The organism is Mycobacterium sp. IDUB_17 (assembly GCF_055419465.1).
On record NZ_JBVAXS010000003.1, the window covers coordinates 668,409 to 682,358 of the forward strand.

Genomic DNA, 13,950 nt, shown 5'->3' on the forward strand with positions numbered 1-13,950 from the left:
GTGGGAGAGTGGCCGAACAGGCCGCTAGAGCGGGTTCAGGATCCGCTGCAGGAACTGGCGGGTGCGCTCTTCTTTCGGGTCGCCGATCACAGCGGCGGGCGGACCCTGCTCCAGGATCACCCCGCGATCGGTGAACAGCACCTGATCGGAAACCTGTCTGGCGAACTGGATTTCGTGCGTCACGATCACCAGCGTCCAGCCTTCGACGGCCAGGTCGCGGATCACCGCGAGCACCTCGCCGACCAGTTCCGGATCGAGCGCCGATGTCGGCTCGTCGAACAGCACCACTTTGGGTTTCAGCGCCAGTGCCCGAGCGATTCCGACGCGCTGCTGCTGGCCGCCCGAGAGCTGATACGGATACTTGTCCTGCTGGTCGGCCAGGCCCACCTGCCCCAGTAGCTCGGTGGCCTCGGCCACCACCTCGTCACGCGGGCGCTTCTGCACCACCAGCGGGCCCTCGGTGACGTTCTGCAGCACCGTCTTGTGCGGGAACAGGTTGTGGGACTGGAACACAAAGCCGCTCTGCGCCCGGTAGCCGCGCAGCTGTTCCTTGGGAACCGGCTTGGCGAAGTCGATTTCGGTGTCACCGACCCGGATCACCCCGGAGTCGGCCACATCGAGGGCGTTCAGCGTGCGCAACAGCGTGGTCTTGCCGGAACCCGACGGGCCGATCACGGTGGTCGCGGTGCCCCGCGGCACCCTGAACGACACGCCCTTGAGCACCTGGAAGTCGCCGAACGCCTTGTGCACATCGGTGGCGACGATCCGGTCGTCGCGTTCTGTGGTCATCGCGCAATGTGCCTTTCCAGTCGGCGTTCCAGGCGACTCTGGCCGAACGACAGCACCAGGCAGATCACCCAGTAGTAGATCGCGGCCGTGCCGTAGAGGGCGAAGAACTCGAATGTCGGCGCCGCGATGATCTGGGCTTGGCGCAGCAGTTCGGTCACCAGGATGGTCGAAGCCAGCGACGTGTCTTTGACCAGGGAGATCAAGGTGTTCGACAGCGGCGGTACCGCCACCCGGGCGGCCTGCGGCAGGATGATGCGCCGCAGCGTGCCGGTGTAGTTCAGCCCGATCGTCTCGGCCGCCTCCCACTGTCCCTTCGGGATGCTCTGGATCGCCGAGCGGATGATCTCGGCGGCGTAGCCGCCGACGTTGAGGCTGAACGCGATCACCGCGGCCGGGAACGGATCGATCTTCACCCCGAACTCGGGCAGCGCGAAGAACACGATGAACAGCTGCACCAGGAGCGGTGTCCCGCGGATGATCGAGATGTAGAACCGGGCGATGTTGCTCAGCACCCGGTTCGACGACAACCGGGCCAGCGCGACTGCCAGGGCGATCACCAGGCCGATGATGAAGCTGACGATTGTGAGCGGGATCGTCATGGTGATCGCGGCCTTGGCCAGCGGGCCGAGGCTGTCCAGGATCAGCTCCCACGTCGACTTCGGCTGCTTGAGCTCCTGGGATCCCGTGGGTGTGCCGGAGGCGTCGGCCTTGAGGTACTTCTGTGAGATCGCGGCCAACGTACCGTCGGCGCGCAGCTCGTCCAGGGCCTTGTCGAGGTCGGGCAACAGCCCACTGTTCTTTCGGGCGGCGAAGCCCTGTTCGCTCTTCGCCCCGACGTTCCCGGCGATCTTGACCGACTTGTCGCCGGTCTCGGCGAGGTAGGCGTAGACGGCGATGCTGTCGTTGACCACGACGTCGACCCGGCCCTGGTTGAGGAGCTTGATGGCCTGGGTGAATCCTTCGACCGCTTCCACCCGGGCCCCGGCCTTGCGGGCGATCTCCGACCAGTTGCTGGTCGCGTTCTCGGCGGCGACCTTGCCTTTCAGATCGGTGAGGGTCTTGATCGAATCGTCGTCGGCGCGGGTGACGATGACTCCCTCGCCCACCGAATACGGTTCGGACAGGTCATATTTCGCCTTGCGCTCATCATTGATGGTGACCTCGTTGGCGACCACGTCGAAGCGGTTGGCCTCGAGCGCGGCGAAGATCGAGTCCCATGGTGTCTCGACGAATTCGACTCTGACTCCGAGTTTGTCGGCGACTGCGCGGGCGACGTCGACGTCGTATCCGACGAGTTGGCCGGAGGCGGGGTCGTGATAGCTGAACGGTGCGTACACCCCCTCGGTGCCGACCCGCAGCACGCCGGCCTGCAACGGTCCGCCGGCCTCTGGTGCCTTCGGTCCACACGCGGCGATCAGTGTCGCGAAGATCAGCAGGAGTCCCAGCAGTGGAATTCGTCGGGAGCGCACCGCCGGACGCTAACAGGGGTGCGGGAGGTTCTGCAGGTTTCTGCTCAGCCCGGCTGATATATCCACGGATGCCGCGGCAGAGCGGCCGGGTCGAATCGGTCGAGCATGCCGTCGAGGCCCAGGGCCGGCCAGCCCAGCGATGCGCTGATCTGCTCCAATGCCCGCTCGATCCCGATCTCGGCCAGGGTGACCGCGCCGTCGCGTTTGGCCAGCCGGGCGCCGTCCTCGTTGAGCACCAGCGGCACGTGCGCATACGTCGGCTCGGGGTAGTCCAGCAGCCGGGCCAGGTACGCCTGGCGCGGGGACGAGCTCAACAGGTCGTCGCCCCGCACGACCTGGTCGACGCCGCTCGCCGCGTCATCGACCACCACGGCCAGGTTGTAGGCGGGCACGCCGTCACCGCGGCGTACCACGAAGTCGTCGATGATCCCGGTGTAGCTGCCGTGCAGCAGGTCGGTGACGGTGCCGACGAACGTGTCGGTGCGTAGCCGTAGCGCAGGTGGGCGATCGGTTTCGGCGCGGCGCTGTGCGCGTTCGGTGTCGGTCAGGTCCCGGCAGGTGCCCGGGTACGCGCCTTCCGGGGCATGTGGTGCGCGCGGCGCCTGGGCGATATCCCTTCGGCTGCAATAGCATTCGTACAGCAGTCCGCCCGCCCGCAACTGCTCGATCACGGCGTCGTAGCGGTCCTGGTGACCCGTCTGCCATTCCACCGGCTCATCCCACGTCAGCCCGATCGCGGCCAGGTCGGCCACTTGCCGCGTACCGATCTCGGCGAACGTGCGGTCATCGAGGTCCTCGACCCGCAGCAGGAACCGCCGCCCGGTGGACCGGGCGAACAACCAGGCCAGCATCGCGGTGCGCAGGTTGCCGATGTGCAGGTCGGCCGACGGGCTCGGCGCGAACCGCCCGGCGGGGGTGAGGCTCACGCCCGCAATCTAGCTAATCGCGCTCCCAGGGCCGATGTCGCCCTTCGCCACTCACGCACTACTCCGACGCTCCAGCGCTTCGATCACGACCGGGCAGATGTCGACTCCGTACAGATGCTCCATCGCCTGCAGACCGCCCGGACTCTCGGCGTTGATCTCGATGACTTTGTCGCCGATCATGTCGATGCCGACGAAGAACATCCCATCTTGCGCGAGTTTGTCGCGCATCGCCTCGATCACCGCGCGCTGCTTCTCGGTGACCTCTTCGGGTTGAACTGTGCCGCCCTTGCAGATGTTGGCTCGCGGGTCGTTCCCCTCCGGCACCCGCCGGAAAGCGGCGGGATGTCCGTCGACCTCGATGAGCTCTCCGTCGAGCAGGAAGATCCGCATGTCGCCGTCCTCGGCGCCCTCGACGTATCCCTGGGCGTAGATGTAGCCGTCTTCCAGCACCGACTCCATCATCTGGTTCAAGTTGGGCTCGTCGTCGCTGACGATCATGAACACGTTGCGTCCCTGCGCGCCGCACAGCGGTTTGATGATGGAGCGTCCCACGGATGAGATGAAGGTCCGGACGTCGTCCACGTTTTGCGTCACCAGGGATCGCTGGCGGATCTGCGCCGGAAACTCGTCGAGGTATACCTTCAACGCCGCACGCATGAGCACCGCGGGGTCATTGACCACGGTGACGCCGTGCGCCACGAGCAGCTGACCGAACATGGAACCCAAGCTGCTGGCCCACGGCCGATCCTGCCGATCCTCGACCGAGTCGTTCCTCAGAAACACGGCGTCGAGCTCGTTCATGCGTATGCGCTCGGCCGAACTCTCCTTCATGCGATCGACGAACGCGGTCAGCGTGTCCTCACCCCGGGCGATGCCGGGACGTGCGTGCGCCCCGATCTGACCGTCGGGCTCGCCGATACTGACGTCGCCCAGCCCGACGTACCAGACCTCGTGGCCCATCAGGGCGGCCGCCTTCGCGAGGCGGGTGGTCGCGTATTCGTCGACCTCGGTCTCCGCGCGATTGACCAGGAATGCAATCCTCATGCGGCCACATCCATTTCGAGTAGGTCCGCGGGGCTCATGCCGCCGCGCATGCGTTCGAGCCGCACTTGCGCCCCGGGCGCGGACAGCCAGCGTGGGCGCGCCCGCGGCGGTTCCAGAACCCCTTGCTGAATCAACTCCTCCACGAGCGGCGCATGGTCGAGCGAGAGCTTGCCGGCGAGAAGGGGCTCGATGCTGCGTCCTTCGGCGAAGTACCCGAGGACTCGTTCGATACCGCGCAGATAGATGATGTCCTTCGTCGAACCTCCGCCGAATGTTGCGCGGCTCGTCACCGACCACGCGGTGCGGGGTGCGAAGCCATGGGCGTCGGTCAGGTGATTGAAGATCTCGACGAACTCCGCGTGAGCCAGCATCATCGATGCGGCAACGACCCTCGCGGCGAGCACGCGCATGCGTCGGGGATCGAGCCCCCCTACGACGTACTCGGCCAGCACCGCCAGGCCTTCCTGCGTCTCCTCGTACAGTGGGAGCCCGACGGCCAGGAGACCCAAGGGCTGCGCCTCGCCGTTGCGATAGGTGAGCACGTGGGTCCCGACCTCGTGCTGGATCAGTGGCTCTACGCGGTTCGCGCGGAAGGAGGCAGTGGCAGGAATATAGAGCCTCCCGAACGACACCATCAGATCGGCGACGTCGTCCCGCACTTCGACCGCTACGGGAAACTGCGGATAGGCCGACTCCAGTTCCGCGCGTGCCGTCTCCGCGAATGCCGTGGCGGTGACGCTGGTCGACGTGATCGGTGGCGGATCGATGAGCTCGAGCAATGAGCGAGCCGTCGTGCACAGCGAGTCGTCCGGTTCTCCGTAGAGCTGCAGCGCGCCGTACCTGAACCGCGACGTGCCGCGGTCCTCGAGCAAGGTGATCCGCCGGGCAATCTCGTCGCGTTTTCCACGGAAGAGAGAGTTGAGTGCCGGGTTCTCCACTCGCTCGATCTCGACGTCGTAGAGGTCGCGCTTGACCAGATCCGGGTCGAAGTCCAGCGGTCTCGACTGCAGGGCGGGTAATGACTCGAACCCCGAGCGGGCGAAACCCCGCCATGCCTCGGCTCCATTGATCGGAGTGACGTTGAGCATGAGGTTGAGCTCGCGATCGATCTCCGTCAGACGTGCATCGACGTCCAGGGCTTCCTGCGAAAGGGGCGAAGTTCGACCCACTTGCTATCGATACCCAATTGGCGACGTGGTCAATCCGGTGTTCGAAGCTGTTCCCGCTAACGTTCAGGAAATGGCAGAGCGGAGAATCGCCGGCGGCACGATCCAGGTTGAACACCAAGACGGGCTGGTGCGCGCGCGGGGCGTGCGCTACGGCACCGTCAGGCGATTCGCGGTCGCCGAGCCGCCCGCGGCCTGGTCGGGGGTTCGGGACGCGACGCAATCAGGTCCGGCCTGCCCGCAACGGCCGTCGCGTTTGAGCTGGGTCGCGGGCGACGCACTCGCGGGCCTGACGACGAACGAGAACTGCCTCGTGCTGACCGTCACCGCCCCGGCCGACGCGCACCGGCTGCCGGTCATGGTGTGGTTTCACGGCGGTGCGTACGTCGCGGGCAGCGGGGAGTCGGCCAAGTACGACCCCGGTGCCCTGGCCCGTGCCGGCAACGTGGTCGTGGTCAACGTGAGCTACCGGCTCGGCATCTTCGGTTATCTGGCGCCACCCGGGACCGGTGAGGACAACCTGGGACTGCGCGATCAGATCCTGGCGCTGCGCTGGGTGCAAGACAACATCGCGGCGTTCGGTGGTGACGCGACCAATGTCACCGCGTTCGGTCAATCGGCCGGCGCGCATTCGGTCCTGTCGCTCATGTTGTGTGAGGACGCGATCGGTCTCTTCCACCGCGCGATCCTGCAGAGCGCCCCGCTGGAGTTGGACGACGGGCGTGACGATATGGCCCATGCCATGGGCTCGGCGATGGCCACCTCCCTCGCCGGTGCCGATCCGGTCGAGGCGAGCATCGAACAACTGCTCGCCGCGGAAGGCGCCGCGGTCGCCGCCGCGCAGGGTTACGGCCTGCTTGGTGGACTTGCGTTCGCACCACGGCTCGGTCGGGGGCCGCTGCCGGCACCCGCCGATGTACCCGCCGCCATCGCCGCCGCCGCGGGCCGCATCGAGCTGCTGATCGGCTACACCAAGGACGACGCCGCACCGTTCGTGGCGATGGACCCTCGGGTGGCCAGGCTCAACCGGGTACCGGTCCTCGGGCGTCTCGCCGTGCGGGCGGGGTCGGCGGTGATCACGAAACAGGCGTTCTCCAGCCCCGCTGAGCGACTGGCCGAGGCCTGGCGGACGCACGGCGGCCGGGTGGGCACCTATCGATTCGACTGGACACCGGTCAACGCCCCGTTGGGCGCCTGCCATTGCATGGAGTTGCCGTTCCTGTTCGGCTCACCGCAGACCTGGGCGGACGCCCCGATGCTCGGCCCACAGCGGACAATCGACAGTCAGCTGTCTACCGAGATGCGCACTCGCTGGACGCAATTCGCTCATCATGGCGTCGAATCACTGCCCGCGCCGTCGTTGCGGTTCGGCTGAGCCGGAACAGACAGCCCTTGGTAGGGTTCCGGCAAAATTCGGACGCGGTGGTGTGACGGCGATTATGGGCGCAGTCCCGTCCCTGCGTGGCCGCGTCAGCGAATGCGCGGCACTTCGAACCCTGGTCCGGTCGGCTGCCTACCGGGCGGCGGACACGGCCGACCGCCGGGAAGTGCACCGTACGTTGGCGGTTGCCACCGACCCCGAGCTCGATCCTGTCCGCCGATCCGGCCCGTGACGGGCTGACCAACCAGGAGATCGGTGCGCAGTTGTTCATCAGCACCCACACTGTCGAATGGCACTTGCGCAACGTCTTCGTCAAGCTCGGTGTCCGGTCACGCAGGCAGCTGCGATCCGTGTCCTGGACCGGTTGAACCACGGGTTTTCAAGGGTCCGAAGCATCATCGGAGCAGCCAGGCTCATCGGATGGCGACGATCCTGCTGCAAACCACGATCACAGCGAATCCCGACGATTGGGACGTCAGCCGTTTCTCGCTGCTGGCCGCCGAGTTACGGGCGGACGGGCACGATGTGCTTGCCCGTAATCGGGCCGATGGCGTTGCGCAGGATCCGGTGCTCCGCAATCTCGACGAGCTAGGGTTCGACCAGCTGTGGCTGCTGGCCGTCGACGTCGGCAACGGACTCACGCCTGACGAATGTGCGGCGATCGGCCGGTTCCGCGGGCTCGGCGGCGGGGTGCTCACCGCGCGCGATCATCAGGACCTGGGCAGCTGCCTGCGGGGGCTGGGGTCGTTGGGGCAGGTCAACGAATTCCACGACGACAGCGTGGACCCGGTGTCCCGCTGCGACGACCAGGACAATCCGGACATCTCGTGGCCCAACTATCACTCGGGCTCCAACGGTGACTATCAGCCGGTGCTGGCCGAGGAGCCGGGGCACCAGCTGCTGCGCACGGCCCGGACCGCCAGCGGCCGCATCGAGTGGTTCCCGGCTCACCCCCATGAGGGTTCGGTCTCGGCCCGGGTGCCGTGCGCCACGGTGGTGGCCCGGGGACGCAGCGCCGCGACCGGCAGGCGGTTCAATCTCGCGGTCGCGCTCGACGGTGAGCGCACGCCCGACGGCAGACCGATGGGCCGGGCTGTGGCGGAGTCGACCTTCCACCATTTCGCCGATTACAACTGGGACCTGGACCGCGGGGCACCGTCGTTCGTCACCGATCGGCCCGGTTGGCAGATCAGGTCCGATCCATCGCTTCTCGGGGTGTTCAAGGATTACGTCCGCAATCTCGCCACCTGGCTGCAGCCACCGGATCACCACTAGTCGGGAAGTAGGCCCGGGACGATGTCGTTGAGCCGGAAGGTGACTGGCTGGTCAAGTTGGGCGTAGGTGCACGACCGCGGGTCCCGGTCGGGCCGCCAGCGGTTGAACTGGGCGGTGTGCCGGAACCGTCTGCCTTCCATGTGGTCGTAGCGGACCTCGACCACACGTGCGGGTCGTAGCGGCACGAAGGACAGGTCCTTGCCGGCGTTCCAGCGCGAGCCGCCGCCGTATCGCCGCGCGAGATCCGGGTCGGCGGCCACCTGAGCGGCCCAGTTCCACGGGTGGTTCTCGAAACCGGTGACCAGGGGCTGCAATTCGGTGAACAGGGCGCGGCGTCGCTCCATCGGGAAGGCGCCGATGACGCCGACGGATGCCAGCTCACCGTCATCGGTGTACAGCCCGAGCAGCAGCGATCCGACCGCATCCGGGCCCGACTTGTGGAGCCGATAGCCGGCGACCACACAGTCGGCGGTCCGCTGGTGCTTGATCTTCACCATGACCCGTTTGTCCGGCTGGTAGGTGAGCGTGAGCGGCTTGGCGATCAGCCCGTCGAGCCCGGCTCCCTCGAATTCGTCGAACCAGCGCCGCGCGGTCGGCAGATCGGTGGTGGCCGGGGTGACATGGAAGGACGGACCCGAACCCAGCGCGTCGACAAGGGCGGCTCGGCGTTGCATGAACGGGCGCCCGGTGAGGTCGTCGTTACCCAGGGCGAGCAGGTCGAAGGCGATGAAGCAGGCCGGTGTCTGTGCGGCCAGCAGGCGCACTCGGGATGCCGCCGGGTGCAGACGCAGTTGCAGGGCCTCGAAATCCAGGCCACGGTCGGTGGGCAGGACGATCTCGCCGTCGACGACACACCGCGGTGGCAGTTCGGCTTTGGCTGCCTCGACCAGTTCGGGGAAGTATCTGGTCATCGGCCGCTCGTTGCGGCTGCCCAGCTCGACTTCGTCACCGTCGCGGAACACCAGCGCGCGGAACCCGTCCCATTTGGGTTCGTAGGACGCATCCGGGGGAATCACCGTTGCCGGCTTGGCCAGCATCGGCGAGACGGGCGGCATCACGGGTAGCAGCATGGATCCGGATCTGGGTGTGAACTTTTCAGTTTGCGGCTATTCAGTATGCGCTACGCAGTCCGGCCAAGTCGCGAGGCAAGAGCGGGAGTACCGGGTTTCAGGCGGCCCCTTCGGGTATGCGTCAAGCAGAGCGTGACTGGTCCCAACCGCCGCCGGACTGTTCCGCAGATCCGTGCGATGAGTTGGCGGCGGCGCGGCGGTCTAGATCCATGACACCCCGATGAACCAGGATGGAGCCCGTGGACCTACCCGTAGTGCCGCCGATCGAACCGATGCTCGCCAAAGCCCAGGTAAAGGTGCCCGATGAGGCCGGGGTGTGGTCCTACGAACCGAAATGGGACGGGTTCCGCGCGCTGGCCTTCCGTGACGGCGACGAGGTGGTGCTGCAGTCCCGCAGCGGGAAGGAACTCGGGCGCTACTTCCCCGAACTGCTCGACGCGCTGCGTGACGAACTCGCCGACCGCTGTGTCCTCGACGGCGAGGTGGTGGTGCCCCGCGAGATCGACGGCCGGGTACGCCTGGACTGGGAGTCGTTGTCGCAGCGCATCCACCCGGCGGAGTCGAGGGTGCGGATGCTCGCCGAACAGACCCCCGCGCACTTCATCGGATTCGACGCCCTGGCCACCGGTGACCGGGCCTTGCTCGAGGAGCCCTTCCGGGTGCGCCGCGAGGTGCTGATGGACGCCGTCAACGCCAAGCAGTGGTGCCATGTCACGCGGACCACCACCGATCCCGAACTCGGTGCTCAGTGGTTGCAGACCTTCGAGGGGGCCGGGCTCGACGGGGTGATCGCCAAGAAGCTCGACGGGCCCTACCTGCCGGGCAAGCGGGAGATGGTGAAGGTCAAGCACCACCGCGACGCCGACTGTGTGGCGATCGGTTACCGCATCCACAAGAGCGGCGAGGGCGTCGGCTCGATCCTGCTCGGTCTCTACCGCGCCGACGGTGAGCTGCAGATGGTTGGTGGCGCAGCCTCGTTCAGTGTGAAGGACCGGGTCAAGCTGCTGGCCGACCTGGAGCCGCTGCGGGAGGGCGATGAAGTCCGCGAGGGCGACCCGAGCCGCTGGAACTCGGCCGCCGACAAGCGCTGGATTCCGGTGCGCCCCGAGCGCGTGTGCGAGGTGGCCTATGACCAGATGGAAGGCAACACCGTTCACGGGCAACGCTTCCGGCACGCGGTGAAGTTCCTGCGCTGGCGCCCGGACCGGGAACCGGCGAGCTGCACGTTCGACCAGCTCGACGTGCCGCTGAACTACGACCTGTACGACGTCCTAGAGGGAGACAGCTGAGATGGCAACGCCGGCAACCGAACTCGATGTCGACGGGATCAAGGTCCGGTTCACCAACCCGGACAAGGTGTATTACCCGAAGCTCGGATCCGCCGGGACCAAGGGCAAGCTGATGGAGTACTACCTGCACGTCGCCGACCGGATGGTGGCGCTGTTGAAGGACCGGCCGACGCATCTGCAACGGTTTCCTGACGGCATCGAGGGTGAGGAGATCTATCAGAAGCGGGTCCCGCAGAAGCATCCCGACTACCTGGAGACCTGCGTCGTCACCTTCCCGTCCGGCCGAACCGCCGATGCCCTCAAGGTGACTCACCCCGCCGCGATCGCGTGGGCCGCGCAGATGGGCACGATCACTTTGCACCCCTGGCAGGTTCGGTGCCCGGACACCGAGCACCCCGACGAGCTGCGCATCGACCTGGATCCGCAGCCGGGCACCGGGTTCGCCGAGGCCGCCGGCGTGGCCTGCGATGTGCTCAAGCCGCTGCTCGACGAACTGGGCCTGGTCGGCTATCCGAAAACATCAGGCGGCCGCGGCGTCCACATCTTCCTGCCGATCTTGACCGACTGGGACTTCATCGCGGTGCGCCGGGCCGGGATCGCCCTGGCCCGTGAGGTGGAACGCCGGGCCCCCGATGCGGTGACCACCTCGTGGTGGAAGGAGGAGCGGGGCGAGCGGCTGTTCATCGACTACAACCAGAACGCCCGCGACCGCACGTTCGCCTCGGCCTATTCGGCCCGCAAGACCCCGATCGCCACGGTCTCGATGCCGTTGTCGTGGGATGAGCTGCGCGACGCCGACCCCGACGACTACACGATCACCACCGCAGTGGATTTCCTTGCCGGACGGGCTGATCCGTGGGCCGGCATCGACGACAAGAAGCAGTCGCTGCAGCCCCTGCTGGACCTGGTGGCCGCCGATGAGGAACGTGGCCTGGGGGATCTGCCGTACCCGCCGAACTATCCCAAGATGCCGGGTGAGCCGCCGCGGGTGCAGCCGAGCAAGAAAGTCGCGGCCAACTGGGATGATAGTGGTAATCGCAAGTAGTGACCGACTAGCACAATGCTCACTCCCACGATAACTTCTGGCGGTGCCTCAGACGCTGGAATCGTGCGGAGTAGCTTCTACCGCTCCCTTCGGGTGGAAGGAAAGGCGGACCGCACAGTGACGCCCCTGGGGTGCGCCCTCCGGCGCGCTCTGCCTCGCCTCGAACTGCCAGCGTCCTCTTTCCTTGGAACGAGCCGGACAAGCGTTTGCCGATTGTGCAATTGCCAGGCCCTCTAGCTAGGGCGTATGTCTCACGTCGCTTCGGGATTCCGCCAGGCCAGCTTCTACGAGATTGCCCGAACGGTGTGGTCGTAGCGATCCTGTATGTGGTCGTCCTTGGTGACTCCGTTGCGTGCTTGACGCAGGAAGACGTTGAGGTCCTTTTCATTCAGGACCAGCATAACTCCGTTATTTCCGGCCGTGCGCTTTATATGCTCCATATAATGCTTTTTCAGTTCACCCCTGAACACAATGACAATGAATCTTCCAGTTGTGTCGTTCAGGTAGTACGCGGCTTGTTGAAAATCGCTGGCTTGTAATTCTGAGTAATTCTTGCATTCGAAGATTACTTGCGTGGCGTTGTAGCGCGTCCTTGCCATTTCCCAAAATCCGAAGCTCGCCCGGTTGGATGCCATCCAGTCGCGCCGGATCGTACCATCAATTTCTCGGACTTGAGCCTCTATATTACAGAGGGGGCGGTAGAAGCAGAGCCTAAGAACTTCGCCGACAAGATCTTCGAATGCGTCCGCGCCTTCGCGCCCGTGTGGGAGCGACTTAAGGGTCTCGATCAATCCATTAACCTTGTCCCGGTATTCTTCGGGATTGAGTGCTCCAGGCAACTCCAAGATCATTCCTGATCGACGTAGCTTCTGACCTTCCGTGAAACTGCTGACAAGCACATCTTGTAAATCGAGCGCCTCGTAATACGACGGATGGATACGGACTTCTGTGCCTATCGAAATCGGAGGGGGGGTGGTATCTCGCGGCCCCAGTGAACGGAAAATCGGCTCTGCTTTGTGTCGTGTGGACTTCTTATCTAAAATGCCAGCGAAGCCGATGTCGTAGAGGAGGCGCGTAAATCGATCGACAGTAGAGTATTCGTAAATCCACTCTTTGCATGAAGAGACGACTTGAGTATCGTCCAGAAGTTTATTGAGGAAGTCCTCCATCGCATTGATCGTAAATGTGGTGCCGAGGCCATAGAAGCTTTCGAGTACCACCGCAATCTGTGGATAGTTTTCCTGATATTCATCGCTTAAGTCTTTGAGCCTACTGTCCGAAAATCGCCGGCGAGCGTCCTGCAGGTCTTCGATCATCACCTGGGAATGCTTGCTACCTTGAGCGTTGTCAAGAGCCAGGGTGCAATATGTCAGCACGTCGCGAGGTCGATGCTGGCAATATTCGAGTATGAGTTCCTTCGCGTGATCGCCGTCTTCGAAGAATGCGTTCCAAGTGGTACCCCCCAGTGCGAGCTTACTATTGAGGGGAGCGTTTATCCTGCGCTCGATCATCTCCACTAGTTGTGCGGGTGTCCAATCTAGCCCGACGACACAAGTTTCCAGCCGTGAGAATTCGCTGTCGAAAACGCGGACACGCTCAAATATATTTTCGCGCAAGAAGATTAAGACTCGGGCTGCTGCCGCCTGTGTGTTCACCTCGAGTGCTGCGTGCATTAATGCTGTTAGGTATAGGACAGCCTGCTGGCTGCCATCCCAGAAGTCGTCGATGGCGTCCAGAACTATCGTGTAAGGGCTATGGATGTGCGCATTATTCACCGCCTTTAATGCGCTTTTCGTTGCGGACATTTCTGTGAGCCATGCGATGTCATCTTCGGTCTGCAGACCGCGTGTATAGGAGGCGATGAAGTGAAGCACGCGGATGTCGAAATCCATGTCGCCGTAACGCTCACGTTCTTTACGGGCGAAATCAGGGATGGAGCGGGATTCCGAAGGCTTTCCAAAATGATCTAACAGGATTTCGTCTACTAAGGCCCGCTTAAATGCGGCTATGAGTGAACGGAATGGCTTTTGGTTCGCATCGGCGAAGTCGTGCAGCGGTAGAGTTAAACTGCTCGGACTGAAAATCTCCGGACGGATTAGGCGCAGATTTTGCACGCGGTCTTGCAGATAGCGTGTAGTTGCAGTCTTTCCGGTTCCTCGCCGGCCTACGAAAAAACAGTGCGGGTTGTCGTGATCGGAGGCAGCCTTCAGAGCGGCAGTCTGTACGTACACTTGGGGATTTGTTAGATAGGTGTCGTACTCTGCGAATGATTGCCCAAGATGGATGCGGTCCAACGCCTTGCGAGGCAAGTTAACTGGTCCGGCCGTATTGCTAGAGTATGTCGGCCGAGGACTTCTACTGTCTGTCGATCGCGCCCTCTTCGCCATCCGTGCAATTTATCTCAGAATCCGATTATTCGCCTCGATTTCAATCGGTGGCGGATTCGCTTGCGGTGGATATGCGCTGCAGTGGAGGGGAGGCCAGGAGAAGCGGGGT

Annotated in this window: 11 protein-coding genes and 1 pseudogene; 5 read left to right on the top strand and 7 right to left on the bottom strand. The window is 64.4% G+C overall.

Features of this window, described 5'->3' with window-relative positions; genetic code table 11:
- Positions 1-24: 24 nt before the first annotated feature.
- From ACZYZ7_RS16215 to ACZYZ7_RS16235, 5 genes are read right to left on the bottom strand one after another with little or no spacing between them, the layout of a single operon-like run.
- Entirely contained in the window at positions 25-789 is a 765-nt protein-coding gene (locus tag ACZYZ7_RS16215; RefSeq protein ID WP_450072531.1) for an amino acid ABC transporter ATP-binding protein, read from the bottom strand.
- Complete coding sequence (locus tag ACZYZ7_RS16220; protein ID WP_450072532.1) at positions 786-2,258, bottom strand: ABC transporter permease subunit; 1,473 nt, start codon at positions 2,256-2,258, stop codon at positions 786-788. The genes ACZYZ7_RS16215 and ACZYZ7_RS16220 overlap by 4 nt, the downstream gene beginning before the upstream one ends.
- A 44-nt stretch (positions 2,259-2,302) precedes the next feature.
- Positions 2,303-3,184 carry a tRNA glutamyl-Q(34) synthetase GluQRS gene (gene gluQRS, locus ACZYZ7_RS16225; RefSeq protein ID WP_450072533.1) on the bottom strand — a complete coding sequence of 294 codons (882 nt, stop codon included), beginning with the start codon at positions 3,182-3,184 and terminating at the stop codon, positions 2,303-2,305.
- Between the two features lie 51 nt (positions 3,185-3,235).
- Complete coding sequence (locus tag ACZYZ7_RS16230) at positions 3,236-4,228, bottom strand: ATP-grasp domain-containing protein (RefSeq protein WP_450072534.1); 993 nt, start codon at positions 4,226-4,228, stop codon at positions 3,236-3,238.
- Entirely contained in the window at positions 4,225-5,397 is a 1,173-nt protein-coding gene (locus ACZYZ7_RS16235) for a flavohemoglobin expression-modulating QEGLA motif protein (RefSeq protein WP_450072535.1), read from the bottom strand. The genes ACZYZ7_RS16230 and ACZYZ7_RS16235 overlap by 4 nt, the downstream gene beginning before the upstream one ends.
- A 70-nt stretch (positions 5,398-5,467) precedes the next feature.
- Here ACZYZ7_RS16235 and ACZYZ7_RS16240 point away from each other — a divergent pair, with 70 nt between their 5' ends.
- From ACZYZ7_RS16240 to ACZYZ7_RS16250, 3 genes and pseudogenes are all read left to right on the top strand, one after another.
- A complete protein-coding gene (locus ACZYZ7_RS16240) occupies positions 5,468-6,769 on the top strand; it encodes a carboxylesterase family protein (protein ID WP_450072536.1) in 1,302 nt (433 codons plus the stop codon).
- Positions 6,770-6,999: 230 nt separating this feature from the next.
- A pseudogene (locus ACZYZ7_RS16245) lies at positions 7,000-7,143 on the top strand (helix-turn-helix domain-containing protein); the annotation flags it as partial.
- A gap of 52 nt (positions 7,144-7,195) precedes the next feature.
- Positions 7,196-8,050, top strand: coding sequence for a hypothetical protein (locus tag ACZYZ7_RS16250; RefSeq protein WP_135459343.1), 855 nt, complete (start codon positions 7,196-7,198; stop codon positions 8,048-8,050).
- Here ACZYZ7_RS16250 and ACZYZ7_RS16255 read toward each other — a convergent pair.
- The gene (locus ACZYZ7_RS16255) at positions 8,047-9,120 is read right to left on the bottom strand and encodes an ATP-dependent DNA ligase (RefSeq protein WP_450072537.1); all 1,074 of its coding nucleotides are present in this window, start codon (positions 9,118-9,120) and stop codon (positions 8,047-8,049) included. The genes ACZYZ7_RS16250 and ACZYZ7_RS16255 overlap by 4 nt on opposite strands.
- Before the next feature lie 230 nt (positions 9,121-9,350).
- On the opposite strand from ACZYZ7_RS16255, the gene ACZYZ7_RS16260 reads away from it, so the two are divergent.
- Positions 9,351-10,409, top strand: coding sequence for an ATP-dependent DNA ligase (locus ACZYZ7_RS16260; RefSeq protein WP_450072538.1), 1,059 nt, complete (start codon positions 9,351-9,353; stop codon positions 10,407-10,409).
- Position 10,410: 1 nt separating this feature from the next.
- Complete coding sequence (gene ligD / locus ACZYZ7_RS16265; RefSeq protein WP_450072539.1) at positions 10,411-11,454, top strand: non-homologous end-joining DNA ligase; 1,044 nt, start codon at positions 10,411-10,413, stop codon at positions 11,452-11,454.
- Between the two features lie 284 nt (positions 11,455-11,738).
- On the opposite strand, the gene ACZYZ7_RS16270 is transcribed toward ligD, so the two are convergent.
- Positions 11,739-13,841, bottom strand: coding sequence for a P-loop ATPase, Sll1717 family (locus ACZYZ7_RS16270; protein ID WP_450072540.1), 2,103 nt, complete (start codon positions 13,839-13,841; stop codon positions 11,739-11,741).
- Positions 13,842-13,950 lie beyond the last annotated feature (109 nt).

Bases quoted from the DNA above. Each gene is read 5' to 3' on its own strand.
- ACZYZ7_RS16215 (WP_450072531.1), bottom strand. From the start codon at position 789: ATGACCACAGAACGCGACGACCGGATCGTCGCCACCGATGTGCACAAG.
- ACZYZ7_RS16230 (WP_450072534.1), bottom strand. From the start codon at position 4,228: ATGAGGATTGCATTCCTGGTCAATCGCGCGGAGACCGAGGTCGACGAA.
- ACZYZ7_RS16240 (WP_450072536.1), top strand. From the start codon at position 5,468: ATGGCAGAGCGGAGAATCGCCGGCGGCACGATCCAGGTTGAACACCAA.
- ACZYZ7_RS16250 (WP_135459343.1), top strand. From the start codon at position 7,196: ATGGCGACGATCCTGCTGCAAACCACGATCACAGCGAATCCCGACGAT.
- ACZYZ7_RS16255 (WP_450072537.1), bottom strand. From the start codon at position 9,120: ATGCTGCTACCCGTGATGCCGCCCGTCTCGCCGATGCTGGCCAAGCCG.
- ACZYZ7_RS16260 (WP_450072538.1), top strand. From the start codon at position 9,351: ATGGAGCCCGTGGACCTACCCGTAGTGCCGCCGATCGAACCGATGCTC.
- ligD (WP_450072539.1), top strand. From the start codon at position 10,411: ATGGCAACGCCGGCAACCGAACTCGATGTCGACGGGATCAAGGTCCGG.
- ACZYZ7_RS16270 (WP_450072540.1), bottom strand. From the start codon at position 13,841: ATGGCGAAGAGGGCGCGATCGACAGACAGTAGAAGTCCTCGGCCGACA.